The organism is Streptomyces sp. YIM 121038, assembly GCF_006088715.1.
Classification (GTDB): Bacteria; Actinomycetota; Actinomycetes; order Streptomycetales; family Streptomycetaceae; genus Streptomyces.
Map to the genome: position 1 here is coordinate 2,168,535 of NZ_CP030771.1, position 24,822 is coordinate 2,193,356.

20 protein-coding genes are annotated in these 24,822 nt (G+C 71.7%); 15 read left to right on the top strand and 5 right to left on the bottom strand.

Annotation, left to right across the window (positions count from 1 at the left end; translation table 11 throughout):
- Window positions 1-10 precede the first annotated feature (10 nt).
- A complete protein-coding gene (locus C9F11_RS08720; protein ID WP_016639462.1) occupies window positions 11-682 on the top strand; it encodes a response regulator transcription factor in 672 nt (223 codons plus the stop codon).
- Between the two features lie 115 nt (window positions 683-797).
- On the opposite strand, the gene C9F11_RS08725 is transcribed toward C9F11_RS08720, so the two are convergent.
- The 4 genes from C9F11_RS08725 to metH form a co-directional block, all read right to left on the bottom strand.
- Complete coding sequence (locus tag C9F11_RS08725) at window positions 798-2,375, bottom strand: ABC transporter substrate-binding protein (RefSeq protein ID WP_138958702.1); 1,578 nt, start codon at window positions 2,373-2,375, stop codon at window positions 798-800.
- 43 nt (window positions 2,376-2,418) lie between these two features.
- Window positions 2,419-4,029 carry an ABC transporter substrate-binding protein gene (locus C9F11_RS08730; RefSeq protein WP_138958703.1) on the bottom strand — a complete coding sequence of 537 codons (1,611 nt, stop codon included), beginning with the start codon at window positions 4,027-4,029 and terminating at the stop codon, window positions 2,419-2,421.
- Window positions 4,030-4,444: 415 nt separating this feature from the next.
- Window positions 4,445-5,155: an HAD family phosphatase gene (locus C9F11_RS08735; protein ID WP_138958704.1), complete on the bottom strand. Its 711-nt coding sequence runs from the start codon at window positions 5,153-5,155 to the stop codon at window positions 4,445-4,447.
- Window positions 5,156-5,277: 122 nt separating this feature from the next.
- Window positions 5,278-8,808, bottom strand: coding sequence for a methionine synthase (gene metH, locus C9F11_RS08740; RefSeq protein ID WP_138958705.1), 3,531 nt, complete (start codon window positions 8,806-8,808; stop codon window positions 5,278-5,280).
- Between the two features lie 298 nt (window positions 8,809-9,106).
- Here metH and C9F11_RS08745 point away from each other — a divergent pair, with 298 nt between their 5' ends.
- From C9F11_RS08745 to mtnB, 8 genes are all read left to right on the top strand, one after another.
- Window positions 9,107-9,871, top strand: coding sequence for an IclR family transcriptional regulator (locus C9F11_RS08745; protein WP_138958706.1), 765 nt, complete (start codon window positions 9,107-9,109; stop codon window positions 9,869-9,871).
- A 393-nt stretch (window positions 9,872-10,264) separates the two neighbouring features.
- Window positions 10,265-11,050 carry an MIP/aquaporin family protein gene (locus C9F11_RS08755; RefSeq protein WP_138958707.1) on the top strand — a complete coding sequence of 262 codons (786 nt, stop codon included), beginning with the start codon at window positions 10,265-10,267 and terminating at the stop codon, window positions 11,048-11,050.
- A 46-nt stretch (window positions 11,051-11,096) separates the two neighbouring features.
- A complete protein-coding gene (gene glpK / locus C9F11_RS08760; RefSeq protein ID WP_138958708.1) occupies window positions 11,097-12,635 on the top strand; it encodes a glycerol kinase GlpK in 1,539 nt (512 codons plus the stop codon).
- A 30-nt stretch (window positions 12,636-12,665) separates the two neighbouring features.
- Window positions 12,666-14,285 (top strand): glycerol-3-phosphate dehydrogenase/oxidase, encoded by a 1,620-nt coding sequence (locus C9F11_RS08765; RefSeq protein WP_138958709.1) that lies wholly within the window; start codon window positions 12,666-12,668, stop codon window positions 14,283-14,285.
- A 115-nt stretch (window positions 14,286-14,400) separates the two neighbouring features.
- The gene (locus C9F11_RS08770; protein ID WP_138958710.1) at window positions 14,401-15,465 is read left to right on the top strand and encodes an LLM class flavin-dependent oxidoreductase; all 1,065 of its coding nucleotides are present in this window, start codon (window positions 14,401-14,403) and stop codon (window positions 15,463-15,465) included.
- Between the two features lie 79 nt (window positions 15,466-15,544).
- Window positions 15,545-16,138, top strand: coding sequence for a cupin (locus tag C9F11_RS08775; protein ID WP_138958711.1), 594 nt, complete (start codon window positions 15,545-15,547; stop codon window positions 16,136-16,138).
- Window positions 16,135-16,857 (top strand): acireductone synthase, encoded by a 723-nt coding sequence (mtnC, locus tag C9F11_RS08780; protein ID WP_138958712.1) that lies wholly within the window; start codon window positions 16,135-16,137, stop codon window positions 16,855-16,857. Before C9F11_RS08775 ends, mtnC begins: the two co-directional genes overlap by 4 nt.
- A gap of 128 nt (window positions 16,858-16,985) precedes the next feature.
- Window positions 16,986-17,564 carry a methylthioribulose 1-phosphate dehydratase gene (gene mtnB / locus C9F11_RS08785; RefSeq protein ID WP_249402153.1) on the top strand — a complete coding sequence of 193 codons (579 nt, stop codon included), beginning with the start codon at window positions 16,986-16,988 and terminating at the stop codon, window positions 17,562-17,564.
- A gap of 11 nt (window positions 17,565-17,575) precedes the next feature.
- On the opposite strand, the gene mtnA is transcribed toward mtnB, so the two are convergent.
- On the bottom strand, window positions 17,576-18,619 hold the full coding sequence (gene mtnA / locus C9F11_RS08790) for an S-methyl-5-thioribose-1-phosphate isomerase (protein WP_138958713.1): 1,044 nt from the start codon (window positions 18,617-18,619) through the stop codon (window positions 17,576-17,578).
- A 221-nt stretch (window positions 18,620-18,840) separates the two neighbouring features.
- Here mtnA and C9F11_RS08795 point away from each other — a divergent pair, with 221 nt between their 5' ends.
- The 6 genes from C9F11_RS08795 (at window position 18,841) to C9F11_RS08820 (ending at window position 24,680) form a co-directional block, all read left to right on the top strand.
- A complete protein-coding gene (locus C9F11_RS08795) occupies window positions 18,841-19,632 on the top strand; it encodes a purine-nucleoside phosphorylase (RefSeq protein WP_249401648.1) in 792 nt (263 codons plus the stop codon).
- Between the two features lie 36 nt (window positions 19,633-19,668).
- The gene (locus C9F11_RS08800) at window positions 19,669-20,991 is read left to right on the top strand and encodes an amidohydrolase (protein WP_138958714.1); all 1,323 of its coding nucleotides are present in this window, start codon (window positions 19,669-19,671) and stop codon (window positions 20,989-20,991) included.
- On the top strand, window positions 20,988-21,617 hold the full coding sequence (locus C9F11_RS08805) for a sulfite oxidase-like oxidoreductase (protein WP_138958715.1): 630 nt from the start codon (window positions 20,988-20,990) through the stop codon (window positions 21,615-21,617). Before C9F11_RS08800 ends, C9F11_RS08805 begins: the two co-directional genes overlap by 4 nt.
- Window positions 21,610-22,398 (top strand): ferredoxin reductase, encoded by a 789-nt coding sequence (locus C9F11_RS08810; protein WP_138958716.1) that lies wholly within the window; start codon window positions 21,610-21,612, stop codon window positions 22,396-22,398. The genes C9F11_RS08805 and C9F11_RS08810 overlap by 8 nt, the downstream gene beginning before the upstream one ends.
- A gap of 114 nt (window positions 22,399-22,512) precedes the next feature.
- The gene (locus C9F11_RS08815; protein ID WP_138958717.1) at window positions 22,513-23,184 is read left to right on the top strand and encodes a FadR/GntR family transcriptional regulator; all 672 of its coding nucleotides are present in this window, start codon (window positions 22,513-22,515) and stop codon (window positions 23,182-23,184) included.
- 158 nt (window positions 23,185-23,342) lie between these two features.
- Window positions 23,343-24,680, top strand: coding sequence for a PAC2 family protein (locus C9F11_RS08820; RefSeq protein WP_249401649.1), 1,338 nt, complete (start codon window positions 23,343-23,345; stop codon window positions 24,678-24,680).
- Window positions 24,681-24,822: the final 142 nt, after the last annotated feature.

Below are 24,822 nucleotides of genomic sequence, written 5' to 3' on the forward strand. Positions count from 1 at the left end.
GGAGAGTTACGTGGCCATCCGCGTCCTACTGGTCGACGACCAGCCGCTGTTGCGCACCGGTTTCCGGATGATCCTGGAGGCCGAGCAGGACATCGCGGTCGTCGGCGAGGCCGGAGACGGCCTGCAGGCTCTGGACCAGGTACGGGCGCTGCAGCCCGATGTGGTCCTGATGGACATCCGCATGCCGCGGATGGACGGGGTGGAGGCCACCCGGCAGATCACCGGGCCCGGCCGGGACGGCCCGGCGAAGGTGCTCGTCCTCACCACGTTCGACCTCGACGAGTACGTGGTGGAGGCGCTGCGCGCGGGCGCCAGCGGCTTCCTCCTCAAGGACGCTCCGGCGAACGAGCTGGTGCAGGCCATCAGGGTGGTCGCGGCCGGTGAGGCCATGCTGGCGCCGAGCATCACGCGGCGGCTGCTCGACAAGTACGCGGGGCATCTGCCCTCGGGCGACGAGCCGGTGCCGGACACGCTGCACACACTGACCGAGCGCGAGGTGGAGGTCCTCAAGCTGGTGGCCCGGGGGCTGTCCAACGCGGAGATCGCCGCGGATCTGTTCGTGAGCGAGACGACCGTGAAGACCCACGTGGGGCACGTCCTGACGAAGCTGGGGCTGCGTGACCGGGTGCAGGCCGCGGTGTACGCGTACGAGAGCGGTCTGGTGCGGCCCGGGGCTCAGTAGCCGCCGCGCCCGGTGGTCCCGGCGGTCACCGCGGGCCGGCCCGGGACACAGCGATGCGGGCCCTGCTTCCTCCCGGAAGCAGGGCCCGCATCGTTTCTGCTCGTCCTTGCTCAGGCTAGTCCTTGCTCAGCTCCCAGAAGCGGAACACGGTCGACGCGTCGAGGCAGGACTCCACGCCGTAGACGTTCTCGCGGACGACGGCGTACTGCTTGGCCTGCCAGACCGGGAGGAGGGGGACCTCGGTGGCGACGAGGTCCTGGAGCCGGCCGTAGTCCTTGTCGGTCGAGGTGCGGTCGCTCTGCGCGGCCGTCGACGGGATGATCTTCTCGGTGATCGTGTCGTTCTCGTAGCGGTTCGACAGGACGTTGCCCTTGCCGAAGAACGGCTGCGTGAAGTTGTCCGGATCCGGGTAGTCCGGCACCCAGCCCTTGACGTACACGCCGTACTTGCCGGCCTTGATGTCCTTCTCGTACTGCTCGAACTCGACGGACTTCACGTCCGCCTCGAACAGGCCGCTGGCGTTGAGCTGCTTGGCTATGGCGCGCAGCTCCTGGTCGGTGGCCGGGCCGTAGCGGGACGGCGTGGACCACAGGGTGAGGCGGACCTTGCTGTCGTAGCCGGCCTGGTGGAGGGCCTGGGAGGCCTTGTCGCGCTGCGGACGGGCGCCGTAGGTGTCGAAGAACGCGGTGTTGTGGCCGCCGATGCCGGCCGGGACGATCGAGTACAGCGGCGTGGCCGTGCCCTGGTACACCTGGTCGACGAGCGCCTCGCGGTCGAGCAGATAGGCGATGGCCTTGCGCACGCCGGCCTTGCCCGCGACCGGGTCCTTGACGTTGAAGACCAGGTGCTGGACCTCGGCGCTGGTGCCCTCGACGACCTGGAGCTTGCGGTCGTTGTCCTGCTGGATGTCGGAGATGTCCGCGGCGGCGAGGCCTCGGTAGGCGACGTCGATCTTCTCGTCGGTGATCGCCTGCTTGAGGGCCTTGCGGTCGCCGTGGAAGAAGCGGAGCGTGACGCCCTCGTTCTTCGGCTTGGCGGAGCCGTGGTAGCTGTCGTTGACGGCGAAGACGGCCTGGTCCTTGCTGAAGGAGTCCAGCTTGTAGGGGCCGGAGCCGATGGCCTCGCCGTCGGCGCGGAGCTTGTTCGCCGGGTACTCGCGGTGGTCGACGATGGAGCCCGCACCGGAGGCGATCTTGCTGGGGAAGGTCGCGTCGGGGACCTTCAGCTTGAAGACGACCGTCTTGGCGTTGGGCGTCTCGACGCGGTCGAGCATCGGGAACATCAGCGCCGGGCCCTTGCCGTCGTTGATGTTCATCATGCGGTCGAAGGAGAACTTGACGTCCTTCGAGGTGAGGGCGTTTCCGTTGCTGAACTTCAGGCCCTGGCGCAGCGTGCAGGTGTAGACCTTGGTCCGCTGGTCGGTGAAGCCGCACTTCCTGGCGGCCTCGGGCTCCGGTTCGGTGGCGCCCTTGGGGAAGCTCAGGAGCGACTGGAAGACGTTGTTGAACAGGAGCCAGGAGCCCGGGTCGTAACCGGAGGCCGGGTCGGTGGCGACGACGTCGTCGGACATGCCGACGACCACGGAGTCGCTGTCGTCGGCCGATCCGGAGGACTCGGAGCCACAGCCGGTCAGCAGGGCGGCGGCCAGGCCCGAGGAGAGGGGGAGGGCCAGCCACGGGTTACGGATTTTCACTTGCGTGCCTTGTCGTTGTCTCTGTCGGCGTGTGGGGCGTCGATCAGTCGCCCACGCCACGGGCGAGCTCCCACAACTGCAGGTTGGAGGAGGAGTTGAGAGCCCATTCGACGCCTGTGATGTCGTCACGGGCGGCGATGTACTGCTTGCCCTGCCACAGCGGGAGCACCGGGACGTCCTCGGCCACGATGTCCTGGATCCGCTCGATGCTCTTGGCGGCGCTGAGGCGGTCGGCCTCGCGGCGTGAGGTGGGGATCAGTTCGTTGTTGATGGTCCGGTTGCGGTAGGGCGAGCTGAGGAAGTTGTCCTCGGCGAGGAACGGCGCCAGGAAGTTGTCGGCGTCCGGGAAGTCGGGGAACCAGCCCATGCCGTAGACGTCGTACTTGCCCTGCTGGGCGGCGGCGCGGAAGGTGTTCCAGACGTCGCCCTTGATCTTGACGTCGAAGAGGCCGCTGTCGTTGAGCTGCTGGCTCAGGACCTCGAACTCCTTCTTCGTGGCCGGGCCGTAGTGGTCGGTGGTGTAGTGCAGCGTCAGCTTCACCGGCGTGTCGATGCCCGCCCCGGCGAGCAGCTCCTTGGCCTTCTTGACGCTGGGGTCGTTGTAGCGGTTGAAGAAGGAGTTGGAGTGGCCGGTGATGGTGGTCGGCACCAGCGAGTACAGCGGGTCGGCGGTGGAGCCGTAGACCTTGCCCACGAGCGCGCCGCGGTCGATGACCTGCGCCATGGCCTGGCGGACGGCCTTGTCCTTCACGCTCGCCGCGTCGGTGTTGAAGGCGAGGTAGCGGATCTCCAGGCCGGGCATGTCGACGAGGTCGAGGTTCTTGCCCGGGTTCACGTCGAGCTGCTTGATCTGCTCAGGCGACATGGTGCGGGTCATCAGGTCGATGTCGCCGTCCTCCAGCGCCTTGCCCATGGCGGTGGAGGTGGCGAAGGTGCGCAGCTCGACCTTCTTGTTCTGCGGGGAGAAGGAGCCCTTGTAGTTCGGGTTCTTGGTGAAGACGGCCTTGACCAGCTGGTCGTTCTTCACTTCCTGCTTGACGGTGTACGGCCCGGAGCCGTCGAGGTCGAAGCCCTCGCGCAGCTTGCCCTTGCGGTAGTGGTCGGGGCTGACGATGCCCGCGGTCGGCGTGGCGAGCTTGTACGGGAAGGTCGCGTCGGGGGTCTTCAGATGGAAGACGACGCCGCGCTCGCCCTGGACCTCGATGGTCTCGACGTTGGACACGAGCTGGGCGGAACCGCTGGGGTTGGTGACCTTCATGTCGCGCACACGCTCGATGGAGAACTTCACGTCGGCGGCGGTCAGCGGCTTGCCGTCGGCGAACTTGAGGTCCTTGCGCAGGGTGCAGGCGTAGCGCTCGTTGCCGGTGTCGGTGAAGCCGCACTTCTGGGCCGCCTCGGGCTCCGGCTCGCCGCCGCCCCCGCGCGGCAGGGCCATCAGCGTCTGGAGGGTCTGGCGCAGTACGTTCCAGGACCCGGCGTCGTAGGCGTACGCCGGGTCGAACGGAGCCGGTACCTCTTTGGAGGCCCTGAACCGGTCGGTGGTGCCCGCTGCGATGGGGTCGTCGCCGTCCCCGCTGCCCGAACCGCCACACGCGGCAAGCGCGGGGGCGAGCAGACCTATCAGGGCCGGCAGCACCAAAGTCTTGCGGTTCATGCTGGACGTTCTCCAGAGCTCTTGATCCCGTGTTTCCGGCAACGGCGGGGTGGGGTTGATAGGGGCACGGGGGGTGGCGGCGATGTTCTCGCGACGAGATTAGTCCGCGCCCTTAGGGGCGTTGACGGAGACCGGAGTTGGGCTGCCATCACGCAGGGATACGGGGTGTGGACGCACCGATAACGCGACAGTGGAAGGTTTCGTGCACCGTCGGGCCAATCGGGACACAAGGGCATGTCCCCCCAGGGGTACACCACCCCATCTGCACAAGTCGGCGCAGCTGTCGACCCTCTTACCAGTGGGAAAGGTCACACTTTCAACTGGGCGCGCTGTCTGGGCTTTTCAGCCATGGGCCGGTGGTTGGCCGGTTCTCCGCAGCCCCGGAGGCGCTCGGCTCCGGGGCGGGCCGGGGCGGTCAGCGGCGCGGGGCGGGCGTGTTCATCAGGCCGCGCAGGAACGACAGGTCGACGTGTTCGAGCGAGGGTACGACGGTCCGGCCCGCGGCCGGGCCGATGGGCGCGACGGACGGCACGGCCACCACGCGGCAGCCCGCGGCCTCGGCTGCGGCCACGCCGGTCGCGGTGTCCTCGATGACCGCGCAGCGGGACGGGTCGGCGCCGAGCCCCGACGCGGCGAGCAGATACGGGTCGGGGTGCGGCTTGGTGCGGGCCACCTCGTCGCCCGCGACGGTCAGGGCGAAGTGGTGGGCGCCGATGGAGCCGAGGACGCGGTCGATGATGCGCCGGTGCGAGGCGGAGACCAGGGCCGTCGGCACCTCGTGGGCGGAGAGCTCGGCGAGCAGTCTGGCGGCGCCCGGCATCAGCGGCAGGGCGCGGCTGATGCGGTCCTCGAAGCCGTCGTTGAGCAGGACCGTCAGCTCGTCGAGGGTGATGTCGGCGCCGGTGGCCTCGATGAGGAAGCCCGCGCTGCGGGACATGGGACCGCCCACCACGACGTCGCGCCAGGCCTCGTCGAGCCGGTGGCCGAGCGCGGCGAACACCTCGACCTCGGCGTCCCACCAGAAGCCCTCGGTGTCGACGAGCGTTCCGTCCATGTCGAGGAGAACGGCCTGCAGCGCGGAGCCTTCGGCCGTTCGTGTTCCGAATGCGGGGACCGTACTGGTCATCCGTACACCTCCATGAGGGACGAGAAGGCCGGCCCCAGAAGGGGACCGGCCTGTACTGGACCGACCAGTGTACGACTCGTCCGGTGTGAATGCTCTTGGGTTACGGCCGGGGCGGAGCGACTTCAGCGGGCGTTGAAGTACTTCGCCTCCGGGTGGTGCAGCACGATGGCGTCCGTGGACTGCTCGGGGTGGAGCTGGAACTCCTCGGAGAGCTGGACGCCGATGCGCTCGGGCCGCAGGAGCTCGGCGATCTTCGCGCGGTCCTCCAGGTCCGGGCAGGCGCCGTAGCCGAGCGAGAAGCGCGCGCCGCGGTACTTGAGCGCGAACATGTCCTCGACGTCGGCGGGGTCCTCGCCGCCGAAGCCCAGCTCGGCGCGCACGCGCGCGTGCCAGTACTCGGCGAGGGCCTCGGCCAACTGCACGGACAGGCCATGCAGTTCCAGGTAGTCGCGGTAGGAGTCGGCGGCGAACAGCTCGGCGGTGGCCTCGCCGATCTTCGAGCCGACGGTGACGACCTGGAGGCCCACCACGTCGGTCTCGCCGGACTCCTCGGGGCGGAAGAAGTCCGCGAGGCACAGGTGGCGGCCGCGGCGCTGGCGCGGGAAGGAGAAGCGGGTGCGCTCGTTGCCCTGCTCGTCCAGGATGATCAGGTCGTCGCCCTTGGAGACGCAGGGGAAGTAGCCGTAGACGACGGCGGCTTCGAGCAGGCTCTTGGTCTGCAGGTCGTCGAGCAGACCGCGCAGCCGGGGCCTGCCCTCGGTCTCGGCGAGCTCCTCGTACGTCGGCCCGTCGCCGGTGCGGGCCTGCTTCAGGCCCCACTGGCCCTTGAACAGGGCGCCCTCGTCCAGCCAGGAGGCGTACTCCTTGAGCTGGATGCCCTTGATGACGCGGGTGCCCCAGAACGGCGGCGTGGGCACGGGGTTGTCGACGGCGACGTCGGAGCGGGCCGGGCCCTCGGGCTCCTTGACCTCGACGGCGGCCGTGTCCCGCTTGGGCACGCGGCGCTGCTTGAGCTCGGGCAGGGTGGCGCCGGGCACGCCGCGCTTGACGGCGATGAGGGCGTCCATCAGGCGCAGGCCCTCGAAGGCGTCGCGGGCGTAGCGGACCTCGCCCTCGTAGATCTCGTGCAGGTCCTGCTCGACGTAGGCGCGGGTGAGGGCGGCGCCGCCGAGGATGACCGGGTAGTCCGCGGCCATCTGGCGCTGGTTCAGCTCCTCCAGGTTCTCCTTCATGATCACGGTGGACTTGACCAGGAGGCCGGACATGCCGATGACGTCGGCCTTGTGTTCCTGCGCGGCGTCGAGGATCGCGGCCACGGGCTGCTTGATGCCCAGGTTGACCACGTTGTAGCCGTTGTTGGACAGGATGATGTCGACGAGGTTCTTGCCGATGTCGTGGACGTCGCCGCGGACGGTGGCGAGGACGATGGTGCCCTTGCCCTCGGCGTCGGACTTCTCCATGTGCGGTTCGAGGTGGGCGACGGCCGTCTTCATGACCTCGGCGGACTGGAGCACGAACGGCAGCTGCATCTGACCGGATCCGAACAGCTCGCCGACGACCTTCATGCCCTCCAGGAGGGTGTCGTTGACGATGTCGAGGGCCTTGCGGGTCTCCAGGGCCTCGTCGAGGTCGGTCTCCAGGCCGTTCTTCTCGCCGTCGATGATGCGGCGCTGGAGGCGCTCGTCCAGCGGCAGGGCGGCCAGCTCCTCGGCCTTGCCCGCCTTGAGGGACTTGGCGGTGGCGCCCTCGAAGAGCGCCATCAGCTTCTGCAGCGGGTCGTAGCCCTCGGCGCGGCGGTCGTAGATCAGGTCGAGGGCGGTGGTGACCTCCTCCTCGCTGAAGCGCGCGATCGGCAGGATCTTCGAGGCGTGCACGATCGCGGAGTCGAGGCCGGCCTTGACGCACTCGTCCAGGAAGACGGAGTTCAGCAGGATGCGGGCGGCCGGGTTGAGGCCGAAGGAGATGTTGGACAGGCCGAGCGTGGTCTGGACGTCCGGGTGGCGCCGCTTGAGCTCGCGGATCGCCTCGATGGTGGCGATGCCGTCCTTGCGGGACTCCTCCTGACCGGTGCAGATGGTGAACGTCAGGGTGTCGATGAGGATGTCCGACTCCAGGATGCCCCAGTTCCCGGTGAGGTCGTCGATGAGCCGCTCGGCGATCTCGACCTTCTTCTCGGGGGTGCGGGCCTGGCCCTCCTCGTCGATGGTGAGGGCGATGAGGGCGGCGCCGTGCTCCTGGGCCAGCTCGGTGACCTTGGCGAAGCGGGACTCGGGGCCGTCGCCGTCCTCGTAGTTCACGGAGTTGATGACGGCGCGGCCGCCCAGCTTCTCCAGGCCCGCCTGGATGACGTCGACCTCGGTGGAGTCCAGGACGATGGGCAGCGTGGAGGCGGTGGCGAAGCGTCCGGCGAGCTCCTCCATGTCCGCCACGCCGTCGCGGCCCACGTAGTCGACGCACAGGTCGAGCATGTGGGCGCCCTCGCGGATCTGGTCGCGGGCCATCTCCACGCAGTCGTCCCAGCGGGCGTCCAGCATGGCCTCGCGGAACTTCTTGGAGCCGTTGGCGTTGGTCCGCTCGCCGATCGCGAGGTACGACGTGTCCTGGCGGAACGGGACAGTCTGGTAGAGCGAGGCGGCGCCCGGCTCGGGGCGCGGGTCGCGCGTGGTCGGGGTGAGTCCGCGCACGCGCTCGACGACCTGGCGCAGGTGCTCGGGCGTCGTGCCGCAGCAGCCGCCGATGAGGGACAGGCCGTACTCGCTGACGAACGTCTCCTGGGCGTCGGCCAGCTCGGCGGCCGACAGCGGGTAGTGGGCGCCGTCCTTGCCGAGGACGGGCAGGCCCGCGTTGGGCATGCAGGCGAGCGGCACGCGCGAGTGGCGGGCCAGATAGCGCAGGTGCTCGCTCATCTCGGCCGGGCCGGTCGCGCAGTTGAGGCCGATCATGTCGATGCCGAGGGGCTCCAGGGCGGTGAGCGCGGCGCCGATCTCCGAGCCGAGGAGCATCGTGCCGGTCGTCTCCACCGTGACGGAGCAGATCAGCGGCAGGTTCGCACCGGTGGCCTCCAGGGCGCGGCGGGCGCCGAGCAGGGCCGACTTGGTCTGGAGCAGGTCCTGGGTGGTCTCCACCAGGAGCGCGTCGGCGCCGCCGGCGATCATGCCTTCGGCGTTCTGCTGGTAGGCGTCGCGCAGCAGCCGGTACGGGGCGTGGCCGAGGGTGGGCAGCTTGGTGCCGGGGCCCATGGAGCCGAGCACCCAGCGCTGCTGTCCGGTGCTCGCGGTGAACTCGTCGGCGACCTCGCGGGCGATGCGGGCACCGGCCTCGGAGAGCTCGAAGACGCGCTCGGGGATGTCGTACTCGCCGAGCGCGGCGTGGTTCGCGCCGAAGGTGTTGGTCTCCACGCAGTCGACGCCCGCGGCGAAGTACTCCTCGTGCACGGAGCGGACGATGTCGGGACGGGTGACGTTCAGGACCTCGTTACAGCCTTCGAGGTTCTGGAAGTCCTCGAGGCTGGGGTCCTGTGCCTGCAGCATCGTGCCCATCGCGCCGTCGGCGACCACCACGCGGGTGGCGAGCGCCTCGCGAAGGGCGTCGGCTCGGTTCCCGGCGGAGGTCTCCGCTGCGGAAACGGATGAGGGGGTCGGCGACGAGGCCATGAATGAGCTCCCTGGAGTGCGACGGCTGTCGGCTTTGCGGCTTCCCGTGGAAGGCGCACCCGGTCAGCGTAGCCGGGACGGGCGTTCTGGTGTGAGGGCATTCCACGGGACGGACGCGTGGCTGGAAATCGCCGTCGAGGGACCCGCCGCGCGACAAGGCGGTGCGCACCCTTAGCCAGAGGTCGGCAACGACCGATAGTGTTCAGCATTGCCGAACGGCGACCCCGTTCGCGAGGGAGCCGCGGAACGAGTGCCCGGCACACAGGGGTGCGGGAACGGGATGGAGGAAAGGGCTGCGATGGCACGCAACATCCAGTCGCTCGAACGGGCCGCGGCGATGCTGCGCCTGCTCGCGGGCGGCGAGCGCCGGCTCGGCCTCTCGGACATCGCCTCCTCCCTCGGTCTGGCCAAGGGCACGGCCCACGGCATCCTGCGCACCCTCCAGCAGGAGGGGTTCGTGGAGCAGGACGCGGCGTCGGGGCGCTATCAGCTGGGCGCGGAGCTGCTGCGCCTCGGCAACAGCTACCTGGACGTGCACGAGCTGCGCGCCCGCGCCCTGGTGTGGACCGACGACCTGGCCCGCTCCAGCGGCGAGAGCGTCTACCTGGGCGTGCTTCACCAGCAGGGCGTGCTGATCGTGCACCACGTCTTCCGGCCCGACGACAGCCGCCAGGTCCTGGAGGTGGGGGCCATGCAGCCGCTGCACTCCACGGCGCTCGGCAAGGTGCTCGCGGCGTACGACCCGGTGGCGCACAGCGAGGCCCTGGAGGCCGAGCGGCGGGCGTTCACGGACCGGACGGTCTGCGGCCCCGCGGAGTTCGAGGGCGTCCTCGACCTCACGCGGGCGCGCGGGTACGCGACCGACGAGGAGGAGACCTGGGAAGGGATCGCCTCCGTGGCCGCGCCCATCTACGACCGGCGGCGGATGCCGGTGGGTGCGGTCGGGGTCACGGGCGCGGTCGAGCGGGTGTGCCCGGACGGGGAGCTGCGGCCGGAGCTGATCGCCGCGGTGCGGGACTGCGCGCGGGCGGTCTCGCGGGACCTGGGCGCCAGCCGCTTCTGACCTCCGGCGGGCCCTCGCGGGGCGCCCCGGGCCCGCCCCTTCCCGATCCGGGGGGCTCCGCCCCCGTGCCCCCCGTTCGTCGGCGCTTCGCGCCTCGTCCTCAAACGCCGGACAGGCTGGAACGTCCCGTGCAGGCCGGTGACCTCAAGTGGCACGCCCACCGATAGGGCGAAACGATCAATAACGATCGTGTTTTCAATTACAGAAGTCTTGACGCGCTGGTAACCCCAGAGTCAGACTCGCGTCCACCGGTCGGCATTGTCGAACAGCTAACGGCATTACGCGTTAGAGTGGGGCGAGCCAAGGGCCGGCAACGCTCTCACCTGAGGGCGCGGACCACCGGAGGGACCCGGGGTTCGGCTTTCCCCTGGACGAAGGACAAAGGAGTCGCGGGTGTCCAGCCACGACATCTTCCTCGGCGAGACCATCGGTACCGCCGTTCTCATTCTGCTGGGCGGTGGCGTGTGCGCCGCCGTCACGCTCAAGCGCTCGAAGGCCAAGGACGCCGGCTGGCTCGCCATCACCTTCGGGTGGGGCTTCGCGGTCCTCACGGCCGCCTATCTGGCCGGTGGCGTCTCGGGCGCCCACCTGAACCCGGCGGTCACCATCGGCCTCGCGGTCGAGGGCGGCACCAAGTGGGGCGACGTGCCGCTCTACCTGGCCTCGCAGCTCCTGGGCGCGATGATCGGCGCCGTGCTCGTGTGGGCGACGTACTACGGGCAGTTCCAGGCCCACCTCACGGACCCCGAGATCATCAAGGCCCAGCCCGCCGAGGAAGGCCTCGTCGACCAGAAGGCGGCCCCCGCGGCCGGTCCCGTGCTCGGCATCTTCTCGACCGGCCCGGAGATCCGGAACGCCGTACAGAACCTCATCACCGAGATCATCGCCACGACCGTGCTCGTCCTGGCGATCCTCACCCAGGGCCTCAACGACGGCGGCAACGGCCTCGGCACCCTGGGCGCCCTGATCACCGCGCTCGTCGTGGTGGGCATCGGCCTCTCGCTCGGCGGCCCCACCGGCTACGCCATCAACCCGGTCCGTGACCTCGGCCCCCGTATCGTCCACTCGCTGCTCCCGCTCCCCAACAAGGGTGGCTCCGACTGGTCGTACGCGTGGATTCCCGTGGTCGGTCCGCTGATCGGCGGCGCTCTCGCCGCATACATCTTCAAGCTGTTCTGAGCGAACCCGCCGACCACCCGACCACGACGCACTTCAGGAGCACACCGTGACCGACGCGCACACCGCAGGCCCCTTCATCGCGGCGATCGACCAGGGCACCACGTCCAGCCGCTGCATCGTCTTCGACCGGGACGGCCGCATCGTCTCCGTCGACCAGAAGGAGCACGAGCAGATCTTCCCCAAGCCGGGGTGGGTCGAGCACAACGCCACGGAGATCTGGACCAACGTCCAGGAAGTCGTCGCCGGCGCCATCCAGAAGGCCGGCATCACCCGCGACGACATCAAGGCCATCGGCATCACCAACCAGCGCGAGACCACGCTGCTGTGGGACAAGAACACCGGTGAGCCGGTGTACAACGCCATCGTCTGGCAGGACACCCGCACCGACGCGCTCTGCAAGGAGCTCGGGCGCAACGTCGGCCAGGACCGCTTCCGGCGCGAGACCGGGCTGCCGCTGGCCTCCTACTTCGCGGGCCCCAAGGCCCGCTGGCTGCTCGACAACGTCGAGGGCCTGCGCGAGCGCGCCGAGGCGGGCGACATCCTCTTCGGCACCATGGACTCCTGGGTCATCTGGAACCTGACGGGCGGAGTCAACGGCGGCAAGCACGTCACCGACGTCACCAACGCCTCCCGCACCATGCTGATGGACCTGCACAGCATGCAGTGGGACGAGCGCATCTGCGACTCCATCGGCGTGCCGATGCAGATCCTCCCCGAGATCCGCTCCTCCGCCGAGGTCTACGGCGAGGTCACCGGCGGCAAGCTCGGCGACCTCCTGGGCGGCATCCCGGTCGCCTCCGCGCTCGGCGACCAGCAGGCGGCCCTGTTCGGCCAGACCTGTTTCGCCGAGGGCGAGGCGAAGTCCACGTACGGCACCGGCACGTTCATGCTGATGAACACCGGTGAGAAGGCCATCAACTCGTACTCCGGCCTGCTGACCACCGTCGGCTACCAGATCGGCGACGCCAAGCCGGTCTACGCCCTCGAGGGCTCCATCGCCGTCACCGGCTCCCTGGTGCAGTGGATGCGCGACCAGATGGGCCTCATCAAGTCCGCCGCCGAGATCGAGACGCTGGCCTCCAGCGTCGAGGACAACGGCGGCGCCTACTTCGTCCCGGCCTTCTCCGGCCTGTTCGCCCCGTACTGGCGCTCCGACGCCCGCGGTGTGATCGCCGGTCTCACCCGGTACGTCACCAAGGCGCACATCGCGCGCGCCGTCCTGGAGGCCACCGCCTGGCAGACCCGTGAGATCACCGACGCCATGACGAAGGACTCCGGCGTCGAGCTCGCGGCCCTCAAGGTCGACGGCGGCATGACCTCCAACAACCTGCTGATGCAGACCCTCTCGGACTTCCTGGACGCGCCCGTGGTGCGTCCGATGGTGGCCGAGACGACCTGCCTCGGCGCCGCATACGCCGCCGGCCTCGCCGTCGGCTTCTGGTCTTCCACCGACGACCTGCGCGCCAACTGGCGCCGGGCCGCCGAATGGACCCCCCGCATGGACGCGGACACCCGCGCCCGTGAGTACAAGAACTGGCTCAAGGCCGTGGAGCGGACCATGGGCTGGCTCGAAGACGAGAGCTGACCACAGCTCAGCTGACGAGGAGCAATAACCATGACCACCCTAGAGAGCGGCCCCGTCATCTCGGCACTCGGGACGCCGCCGGCGGCCGGCGGCAACCCGAGCCGTGCCGAGACCCGGGAACGCCTTTCCAAGGCGGCGTACGACCTCCTGGTGATCGGCGGCGGCATCCTGGGCATCTCCACCGCCTGGCACGCCGCGCAGTCGGGTCTCAGGGTGGCCCTGGTGGACGCCGGCGACTTCGCTGGCGCCACCTCCTCCGCCTCCTCCAAGCTTCTCCACGGCGGTCTGCGCTACCTGCAGACCGGCGCGGTGAAGCTGGTGGCGGAGAACCACTTCGAGCGGCGTGCGGTGTCGCGTCAGGTGGCACCGCACCTCGCCAACCCGCTCACCTTCTACCTGCCGGTGTACAAGGGCGGCCCGCACGGCGCCGCCAAGCTCGGCGCGGGCGTCTTCGCCTACTCGGCGCTCTCCGCGTTCGGCGACGGCGTCGGCCACCTGCTCTCCCCCGCCAAGGCGGCGCAGGACGTGCCGGAGCTGCGCACCGACAACCTGAAGGCCGTCGCGGTCTACGGCGACGACCAGATGAACGACGCCCGCATGGCCCTGATGACGGTCCGCGCGGCCGTCGAGGCCGGCGCCGTCGTCCTCAACCACGCCGAGGTCACCGGCCTGCGCTTCACCAAGGGCCGGGTCACGGGCGCCGACCTCAAGGACCGCCAGTCCGGTGACGAGTTCGGCGTCAGCGCCCGGCTCGTCCTGAACGCCACCGGCCCCTGGGTCGACCACCTGCGCGCGATGGAGGACCCGGACGCGGCCCCCTCCATCCGCCTGTCCAAGGGCGCGCACCTCGTCCTCAAGCGCACCGCCCCCTGGAAGGCCGCGCTGGCCACGCCGATCGACAAGTACCGCATCACGTTCGCCCTGCCGTGGGAGGACATGCTGCTGCTCGGCACGACCGACGAGGAGTACGAGGGCGACCCGCGCGACGTCTCGGTCACCGAGCAGGACACCGCGCAGATCCTGGACGAGGCCGCGTTCTCGATCCGGGACCAGCAGCTGTCCCGTGATCTGATCACGTACTCGTTCGCGGGTCTGCGGGTGCTGCCCGGCGGTCCGGGCGACACCTCCAAGGCCAAGCGCGAGACGGTCGTCACCGAGGGCCGCGGCGGCATGCTGTCGGTCGCGGGCGGCAAGTGGACGACGTTCCGCCACATCGGCCGCACCATCATGAAGAAGCTGGAGTCGCTGCCGGGCCACCCGCTGGGCGACGACTACGAGCCGATCTCCACGCTGCCGAAGAAGCTGCCGCTGCCCGGCATCGCCAACCCGCGCGCGGTCGCCCACCGACTGCTCGTCGACGGCCCGGCCCCCGGCCCGCGCATGGCGCCGGACACCGCCCGTCACCTGGCGACGCACTACGGCTCGCTGTCCTTCGACATCGCCCGCCTGGCGAACGAGAACCCGGAGCTCGCCGAGCGCGTCCACCCCGACGCCCCGGAGATCTGGGCGCAGGTCGTCTACGCGCGTGACCACGAGTGGGCCGAGACGGCCGACGACGTGCTGCGCCGCCGTACGACGCTGACGATCCGCGGCCTCGCGACGGACGAGATCCGCGGCAAGGTCGAGGACCTGCTGGGCAAGAAGAGCTGACCCAGGAGTGATCTGTAAGGGGCGGTCGCCATGGCGACCGCCCCTTACGCGTGCCCGGGAACAGCTGCCACGCCACCGCCACAGCACCGCAATGTTCAGCGCGTACATGTGAAGCATGAAGTTTCAGGTACTTTCCCTCATCTCTCACTCCCCGCACCCGCTGACCGGGGAACGGGCCCCCGCGGCCGAGCGGATCGCCGACGTCGTCGAGGTCGGCGTCGAGGCGGAACGGCTCGGCTACGACGCCTACGCCGTGGGCGAGCGGCACGCGGGCGACTTCCTGTCGTCCAGCCCGACGGTCGTCCTCGGCGCGCTGGCGGCCCGTACGACCCGGATCAAGCTGCTCACCGGCGTGACGGTCGTCGCCATCCTCGACCCGGTGCGGATCGCCGAGGACTACGCGACGCTCGACCAGCTCTCGCGCGGACGCGTGGAGCTGGTCATCGGCAAGGGCGCCGAGGCGGGCCACTTCGACCTGTTCGGGCTCGACGAGGCGCGCCAGTGGGACCTGCAGCAGGAGAAGTACGAGCTGCTGCGGCGCCTGTGGCGGGAGGAGAACGTCGACTGGCAGGGCGAGTTCCGCCCCGCCCTGAAGGACGTCACGACGGTGCCGCGCCCGTACGCGGGGCCGCCGCGCGTCTGGCACGGCTCGGCGACCTCCCTCAACTCCCCCGAACTCGCCGCCAAGCACGGCGATCCGCTGTTCACCGCCAACGCGATCCAGCCACGCGCGGCGTACGCGAAGCTGATCGCGCACTACCGCGAGCGGTTCGAGGCGTACGGCCACGACCCGGCCGACGCCCATGTGGCGGCGGGCTCGGGCGGGCTGCTCATCGCCGACAGCGCGGAGCAGGCCGTGCGCCGCTACCGGGACCTGTACGAGGCGAAGGTGCGCCAGACCTTCAAGCCGCACCTGGAGGGCAAGGCGGGCTACAACACGCCCTTCCGCACCATCGAGGAGGCGATCGCCGACGGGCCGCAGCTCATCGGTTCGCCGCAGCAGATCATCGACAAGATCCTCGGGTACCACGAGGTGTACCGGCACGACCTGCAGTCCATCACGGTCGACGGGTTCGGCCTGTCGCGCGCCGAACAGGTCGAGACCCTCCAGCGGTTCGCCGAGGAGATCGCGCCGGTGGTGCGCAGGGAGGCTCCGTCCCGGCTGTGGGACCCCTCGTGACGGCGGCCGGGGCCGGGCTACGATCCGCACAGGAGTCCGGCCACCGCCCACACCGCAGTCCGCCCCTTGGGAGCGACCGATGACCCTCCTCACGACCTGGCCCGACGCGGGCCCCGAGACCGTCGTCCGCCGCACGTCGGACCCCACCGAGATCGCCGGCGCGCTCGCGCCGCTGGGCGTGCGCTACGAGCGGTGGCCGGTGCGTGCGGACGTACCGGCCGACGCGGACGGCGACACCGTGTTCGCCGCGTACGGACCGGAGATCGACAAGCTGAACGCGGCGGAGGGCTTCCGCACGGTCGACGTCGTCGCGCTGCGTCCGAGCGACGACCCGGGCTGGCCGGACAAGGCACGGGCGGCCCGGGAGAAGTTCCTCGCCGAGCACACGCACGACGACGATGACGAGGTGCGCTTCTTCGTGGCGGGCGCGGGCGTCTTCTATCTGCACGTACGCGGTGAAGTGCACGCCGTGTACTGCGAGAAGGGCGATCTGCTCGGGGTGCCGCGCGGCACGACGCACTGGTTCGACATGGGCACGTCGCCCTCGTTCACGGCGATCCGCTTCTTCCACGAGGAGGACGGCTGGGTCGGCACGTTCACCGGCAGCGACATCGCCGGGCGCTTCCCCGACTTCGACACGATCCACGCCGGTCACACGGGGTCCGCGCGGTGAGCGTGGGCCTGGGGCCCGGCGCCGTGGACGCGGTGGTGCTCGACATCGAGGGCACCACGAGCGCCACCGGGTTCGTCGTGGACGTCATGTACCCCTACGCCCGGGAGCGGTTCGGGGCGCTGCTCGCCGAGCGGTCCCACGAGGCCGTCGTCGCGCGCGCCGTCGCCCAGGTCCGCGAGGAGATCGGCGAGCCCGGCGCGGACGCCGCGCGGATCGAGAAGGTCCTCGGCGCCTGGGTCGACGAGGACCGCAAGGCCACGCCGCTGAAGACGCTCCAGGGCGTCGTCTGGGCGGAGGGCTTCGCGCGCGGCGACCTCGTCGCGCCCTTCTTCGCCGACGTGGTGCCGCGGCTGCGGAGCTGGTACGCGGCCGGGATCCGGCTCTACGTGTACTCGTCGGGGTCGGTGGCGGCGCAGCGCGCGTGGTTCACGTACTCGGCGCACGGGTCGCTCACCGGCCTGGTCAGCGGCTGGTACGACACGGAGAACGCGGGGCCCAAGCAGGATCCCGGCTCCTACCGGGCCATCACCGCCGCGGTCGGCGTGCCGCCCGGCCGCACGGTGTTCCTGTCCGACCGGCTCGGCGAGCTGGACGCGGCCCGGGAGGCCGGGTGGCGCACGGTCGGGGTGCGCAGGGCCGGGGAGCCGTACTTCGCCGAGGGCGTCGGCGGGCATCCGGAAGTGGGGTCGTTCGACGAGGTGGGGCTGGTGACGTCGTGAGCGTGGAGTCGCGGGCGGGCGGGCAGCCGATTCCCGGCCCGGCCCCGAAGGCTGACCCGGACGTCGGCCCGGACGTCGGCCCGGATGTCGGCCCGGATGTCGGCCCGGATGTCGGCCCGGATGTCGGTGTGGCGGCGGCCGGGGCGGTGCTCGCGGCGGAGTCCGCGCGGTTCGCCTCCTTCGGCTGGATGCGCGGGACCTCGGGGAACCTCTCCGTCGTCGTCTCCCGCGATCCCGTACGGCTCGCCGTGACGGCCAGCGGGCTCGACAAGGGCGAGCTGACCGCCGCCGACGTGGTCCTGACGGACGCGGAGGGCGCCGCCGTCGGCGCCGGGCGGCCGTCGGCCGAGGCCGCGCTGCACGCGCGCGTGGTGCGGCTCACCGGGGCGGGCGCCGTCGTGCACGTGCACACCGTGGCGTCCGTGGCGATGGGCGGACGGCGGCCGGGCGGGATCGAGTTCGAGGGCCTGGAGATGCTCAAGGGGCTCGGGCACCGGACGCACGACGTCGCGGTGGTCCTGCCGGTGATCGAGAACAGCCAGGACATGGCGGAGCTCGGGGACCGCCTGGAGGCGGCGCTGCGGCCGGGGATGCCCGCGGTGGTCGTGGCCGGGCACGGCCTGTACGTCTGGGGCGACGACCCGCGGCAGGCACGGCACCGCACGGAGGTCGTGGAGTGGCTCCTGGAGCTGGCCCTGACCGGGTGACCCCCGCGGGGCTACCCGGGCAGCTCCCCCTTCGCCACCTCGCGGACGCCGTGCTCCGTCACCAGGGCGGTCACCAGCGAGCCGGGGGTGACGTCGAACGCGGGGTTGTGGCCGCGCGATCCGGCGGGGGCGGTGCGGACGCCCGCCCACTCCAGGACCTCGTCCCCGGCGCGCAGTTCGATGGGGATGTCCGCCCCGGACGCCGTGGCGAGGTCCACGGTCGTGGTGGGCGCGGCCACGACGAAGGGGATGCCCGCGTGCGCGCAGGCGAGGGCTATGCCCACGGTGCCCACCTTGTTGGCGGTGTCGCCGTTCGCGGCGATCCGGTCCGCGCCGACGACCGCCGCGTCGACCTCGCCGCGCAGGATGACTCCCGCGGCGGCCGCGTCCGCCTGGACGTAGTGCGGTATGCCCGCGTGGGCGAGCTCCCAGGCGGTGAGCCGCGCGCCCTGGAGCAGCGGCCGGGTCTCGTCGGCGTACACGCGGTCGATGCGGCCGCGCCGGTGCAGCTCCCGGATGACGCCGAGCGCGGTGCCCCAGCCCGCCGTGGCGAGCGCGCCGGTGTTGCAGTGGGTGAGGACGCGCAGCGGCCGGTCGGGGCCGAGGCGTTCGAGGAGCCAGTCGGCACCGTGCCGGCCCAGGGCGTGGTTGGCCGCGAGGTCTTCCCGTACGACGGCGTCCGCCTCGGCGAGCACCGCGCCAAGCCCCTCGTCGAGGCGCGCGGCGACGCGGTCCACGCAGGCCATGAGGTTGACGGCGGTGGGGCGCGCGGCGCGGACGCGGGCGACCTCGGCGTCGACCCGCGCGCGGTCCCAGCCCTCGCGCTCCCCCTGGACCAGGGCGAGGGCGACGCCGTAGGCCCCGGCCGCGCCGATCGCGGGCGCGCCGCGGACCACCAACCGCACGATGGCGTCGACGAGTTGGTCGACCGTGCGGACGTCGAGGCGCTTCAGGGCGTGCGGCAGGGCCGTCTGGTCGACGAGACAGAGCGCGGGGCCGCTGCGGGTGTCCGTCCAGACGACGGCCCTGAGGTCCTCGGTGCTCGCCTTGCTCATGGGGGTCAACTCCCGGTGGCGGGTGCGGGGTCCGGCTCGCGCGGTCACCGTACCCGAGCGTCCTGAACGCGGGTTCGACGCCGTCGGCCCACCCCGGCGCCGCCGCCGCGCCCGGCTCCCGGCACACTTCCTCCCGAAGCCCTCGGAGCTCCCGAAGCCCACGGAGCCCACGGACCCCCCGGACCCCCCGGACCCCCCGGACCCCAGCCAGGAGCGCGCGCATGACCATGTCCTCGGCGTCCCCCGCCCCGCAGCCCATCACCGGTCTCCCCCGCACCGGCCTGCCGCCGTACGCCGTCGTCGTCGGCGACCCCGCCCGCGCGGCGGCAGTGGCCGGCCTCCTCGACGACGCCGAGGAGGTGGCGTACCACCGGGAGTACCGCACCTTCACCGGGACCTGGCGGGAACTGCCCGTGGTCGTGTCCTCGCACGGCGTGGGCGCTCCCGGGGCGCTGCTCCTCTTCCAGGAGCTGGCACAGGCGGGTGTGACGCATGTCATCCGGCTCGGCACGGCGGGCGCGATCCGGCCCGGCATCGCGTCCGGCGACCTGGTGATCGCGGACGCGGCGGTGCGCGACGACGGCGTGACGGGGCAGCTGATCCCGGCCGAGTACCCGGCGTTCGGGACGCCCGAGGCGGTGCTCGCGCTCCAGCGGGCGGCCCGTGCCGCCGGGGCCCCGCACCACCGGGGCGTGGTGTGGACGCGGGCCGCCTTCCAGCCCGGCTTCCTGCCGCTGCCCGCCGACGCGTACGAGCGGGCGGGCGTCGCCGCCATCGAGATGGAGCTGAGCGCCCTGTACGTGTTCGCCTCGACGCGCGGCCTGGTCGCGGGCGGCGCGCTCGTCGTGGACGGCGTGAACGCCGACGAGCTGGTCGACGAGGAGGCCACCGGCGGCTACGACCCGCACCGGTCGGAGGTCGCCGACGGAGTCGCCCGTGGCGCCCGGATAACCTTGGACGCGCTGCACCTGTTGGCCGCCGACGTCCCCACGCAGACCGGACAAACCCGGTAGAACCGCCCGCGGAAGCACCCTGGAGATACGCACCACATGCTCCCCATAGACCTCCTCGTCCACGGCGGCGACGTCCTGACCGTCGACGCGTCCGGCACCGTGGTGAGCGACGGCGCCGTCGCCGTGCGCGCCGGTGAGATCGTGGCCGTCGGCCCCGCCGAGCACCTGCGCGCCCGGTACGCCCCGGCCGAGGAGATCGACGCGCGCGGCTGTCTCGTCCTTCCGGGGCTCGTCAACACGCACACCCACCTGGCGATGACGCTGCTGCGCGGCACCGCCGACGACGTCACCCTCCAGGGCTTCCTGGAGCGGGTCGTGCCGCGCGAGGCCGAGCTGCTCACGCCGGAGACCGTCGCGGTGGGCCTGCGCGCGGCGATCGCCGAGTCGGTGCGCGGCGGGGTGACCACCGCGCTCGACATGTACTGGTTCCACGAGGCCGCCGACGAGGTGGCGCGCGAGGCCGGGTGGCGGCTGCTCACCGGGCCGACGTTCATGGACGTGCCCCAGCCGCCGGACGGCCGCCCGTACGCGGAGCGGCTCGCCTGGGCGGGCGCCTGGCTGGCCGCCCGCACCGCCGCGCCGGGCACCAGGCCGGTGCTCTTCGCGCACTCCGCGTACACCCTGGCGCCCGACCAGCTCGCCGCGATCACCGCGCTCGCCCGCGCCCACGGCGCCCTGCTGCATCTGCACGCGGCCGAGAACGCGGCCGAGGTGGCCCTGGTCGGCGAGCGGTACGGCATGCGCCCGGTGGAGCTGCTCGACTCGCTCGGCGTGCTCGGCCCGGACACGCTCCTCGCGCACGCCGTCGAGCTGACCGACGCGGAGATCGCTGCGCTCGCCCGCACGGGTACGTCCGTCGCGCACTGCCCGGCGTCGAACCTGAAGCTGGGCTGCGGCATCGCCCGCGTACCCGACCTCCTCGACGCGGGCGTCACGGTCGGCCTCGGCACCGACGGCGCCGTGAGCTCCAACACGCTCGACGTGCTCGGCGCGGTCCGGCTCGCGGCGCTCGTCCACAAGGCGGGCGGCGACCCGACGGCGGTCGGTGCCGAGCAGGCCGTGCGGATGGCCACCATCGAGTCGGCGCGGGCCCTGGGCCTCGGCGACCGGCTCGGCTCCCTGGAGCCGGGCAAGCGCGCCGACCTGATCGTCGTCGACCTCGACCGGCCGCACCTGGCGCCGCGCCACGACCCCTACGGGACGCTCGCCTACGCCGCCGCGGGCGCCGACGTGCGCGACACCGTCGTCGACGGCCGCGTCCTGATGCGCGACCGCGCCCTGCTCACCCTCGACGAACCGCACGTGCTGCGCGCCCTCAACGACGCCGTGGCCCCGACCGAACCCGCGTACCTGTCATGAGCTCCCCGCCCCCCGCCCCGACCCGCGGCTTCACCGGCCGCGCCCGCGCCGCCGACCGCGACCCGCGCCTGCCGCCGGGCCAGTACGACGCCCGCGACACCTGGCCGGTGCTGTCCGCCGAGGTCACGCCCCGGCTGACGGCCGCCGACTGGACGTTCCGCGTCGGCGGCCTGGTGGCGAGCCCGCGCACCTGGACCTGGGACGAGGCGCACGCGCTGCCCGCGTCCGAGTACCGGGGCGACATCCACTGCGTGACGAGCTGGTCCAAGTTCGGCGTGCGCTTCGGCGGCGTGAGCCTGGACGCGTTCCTCGCCGGGGCGGGCGGCCCGCTGCCCGCCGCCACGCACGTCGTCGCGTACTCCCACACCGGGTACACCGCGAACCTGCCGCTCGCCGACGTGACCGGCGGCCGGGCCTGGATCGCCTGGGAGTACGACGGGGCGCCGCTGCCGCCCGAGCACGGCGGGCCCGCCCGGCTCGTCGTGCCGCACCTGTACTTCTGGAAGAGCGCCAAGTGGATCGCGGGCCTTGAGCTCCTCGACCACGACGAGCCGGGCTTCTGGGAGAAGAACGGCTATCACCACCGGGGCGACCCGTGGCGTGAGGAGCGGTACGCCGGTGACTGACACCTCCACGGGGGCGCTCGTCCCCCCGCTCGCCCCTCCGCTCGTCCCCCCTTTCGTCCCCCCGACCGCCTTCGCGGTGCCCGGGCGCATCGCCGTGAGCGAGCAGGCGGCGGCCCACTGGCAGCAGGCCCTCATCACGGAGATCCGCCGCGAGACGCACGCCGCCGCGACCTTCCGGCTCAAGGTGCCCGACTGGCAGGGGCACCTGCCGGGCCAGCACCTGATGCTGCGCCTGACCGCCGCGGACGGCTACGTCGCCCAGCGCCACTACTCGCTGGCCTCCGCGCCGGACGACAGCGGCGAGATCGAGCTGACCCTGGACCACGTGCCGGGCGGCGAGGTCTCGGGGCATCTGCACACCGTCGCGCGGGAGGGCGACACCGTGGAGGTGCGCGGCCCGCTGTCCGGCTTCTTCGCCTGGCCGGGCGACCGGCCCGCGCTGCTGCTCGGCGCGGGCTCCGGCGTGGTCCCGCTGATGTCGATGATCCGCCACCACCGGCGGGCGGGCCTGACGGTGCCGCTGCGCCTGCTCGTCTCGGCCCGCACCCGCGCGGACCTCCTCTACGCCGACGAGTACGGGGCCGAGACGGATGTGCTCCTCACCCGCGCCGAAGGGCGCCTCACCGCCGGGCACTTGGCGCCCCACCTCGGCGCCGGGCGGCCCGAGGAGGGCTGGGAGGCGTACGTCTGCGGCTCCAACGGCTTCGCCGAGCACGCCTCGCGGCTCCTGGTGGAGGGCGGCCAGCCCGTGGACCGGATCAGGATCGAACGCTTCGGCTGAACCCCGTTCCCCGTAGGGCTCCAAGGGACATAATGAGCCGATACATCCGATGTCTCTATGCCTACCGGACATCCGATGTCCGTTCCTGCTGCTCTTCACCGAGGCGAGGTCCCCATGGCTGTCACGGACGAGGCCATCGAAAAGATCAAGGGCATGATCGTCTCGGGTGCGCTGCGCCCCGGCGACCGCCTCCCCAAGGAGAGCGAGCTGGCCGCCGAACTCGGCCTGTCCCGCAACTCCCTGCGCGAGGCGGTGCGCGCGCTCTCCCTGATCCGCATCCTCGACGTGCGGCAGGGCGACGGCACGTACGTCACCAGCCTCGATCCGCAGCTGCTGCTCGAAGCCCTGAGCTTCGTGGTCGACTTCCACCGCGACGACACGGTCCTGGAGTTCCTCGCCGTACGCCGCATCCTGGAGCCCGCCGCGACGGCGATGGCGGCCGCGCGGATCAGCGAGGCGGAACTGGACGCCCTGACGGAGCAGTTGGACGCCCTCGGCGCCGCGCCGTCCGTGGAGGAGCTGGTCGCCTGCGACCTGGAGTTCCACCGCGGCATCGTCCAGTGGTCGGGGAACTCCGTCCTGTGCTCGCTGCTCGACGGCCTGTCCGGGCCGACGACGCGGGCCCGCGTCTGGCGCGGCCTCACCCAGGAGGACGCGGTCAGCCGCACGCTGCACGAGCACCGGGCGATCCTCGGCGCCCTGCGCGACCGGGACGCGGAAGCCGCCAGGTCCTGGGCGACCGTGCACATCGCGAGCGTGGAGCAGTGGCTGCGCTCCACCCTCTGAACTCCGGGGTCCGCGGCCGAACCGGGCACGGCAGGAGTGAGGCGCGATTGACCTGGGCAGTGATCCGGCACTCGGCGCCGCCGGGGGGCTGCGGAGGCCCCCGCGGGACGCCGTAAGGTTGGGGCGTACTTAGCGGAGAACGTCGGAAGGAGGCCTGGGTGATCGAGCTCGAGGGGGTACCCGAGCTGATCGACCCGGTCATGGTGGCCGCGTTCGAGGGCTGGAACGACGCCGGCGACGCCGCCTCCACCGCGGTCGCGCATCTCGACAAGGAGTGGAAGGGCGAGGTCTTCGCGGCACTGGACGCCGAGGACTACTACGACTTCCAGGTCAACCGCCCCACGGTGTGGCTGGACGGCGGCGTGCGCAAGATCACGTGGCCGACGACCCGGCTCTCGGTCGTCCGCGTCGGCGGCGAGAAGCCGCGCGACCTGGTCCTGGTGCGGGGCATCGAGCCGTCCATGCGCTGGCGTTCGTTCTGCAACGAACTCCTCGGCTTCGCCCACGAGCTGGGCGTCGAACTGGTGGTGATCATGGGCGCGCTGCTCGGTGACACCCCGCACACCCGGCCGGTCCCGGTCAGCGGCGTCACCTCCGACCCGGACCTGGCGCGCAGCATGGACCTGGAGGAGACGAAGTACGAGGGCCCGACGGGCATCGTCGGCATCCTCCAGGAGGCCTGCACGCACGCGGGCGTGCCCGCGGTCAGCCTGTGGGCGGCCGTGCCGCACTACGTCTCGCAGCCGCCGAACCCGAAGGCGACGCTCGCGCTGCTCAACCGCCTGGAGGACCTGATCGACCTCAGGATCCCCCTCGGCGAGCTGACGGAGGACGCGCGCGCCTGGCAGCTGGGCGTCGACCAGCTGGCGGCCGAGGACAGCGAGGTCGCCGAGTACGTGCAGTCCCTGGAGGAGGCGCGGGACACCGCGGAGCTGCCGGAGGCCTCCGGCGAGGCCATCGCCCGCGAGTTCGAGCGCTATCTGCGGCGGCGCGACGGGGGCGGCCCCGGCCAGGTCGGCGGCGTGGCGTCCGAGGGCGAGGGCGCGGCCTATCTGCGGGACGCCCCGAGCGAGCGCACCCGCCCGCCGAAGCCGCAGCCGCGCCCGGAGACGGGCCCGGAGTCCGGCACCGGCTCCCCGGCGAAGCCGTCGGCGGACGACAAGGCCGAGGACAAGGGCGAGGCCCAGGACAACGCCGAGGCTCAGGGCAAGGGCGAGGGCGGGCCCGACGGCAGAGCTGGTGACGCGGCGGCCGACGACCCGACCGACAGGCCCGGCGACAAGCCGACCGACAAGCCCGTCGGTGCCACGGACGCCGAGCCGGAGGACGGCCCGTCCGCTCCGGGCACGACCGCTCCGGGCATGATCACACCGGACACGACCGCTCGGGACACGACCACACCGGAAGCGACCGCTCCGGACACGACCGCTCCAGAAGCAACCGCACCGGACCCGGCGGAGCCGGACGCCGAGCCCGGAGATTCCTCCGAGGACTGAGCGGCCGCGTCCGCGGACGCACCGGCCCGCCCGGCAGCAGGAAGGGGCGGCACCCGCGCGGGTGCCGCCCCTTCCTGCGCTCCCATCCCATCCGTCTCGCCACCTTTGGCCGGTTTGCGGCGTGACATGGGATTGTCGATGA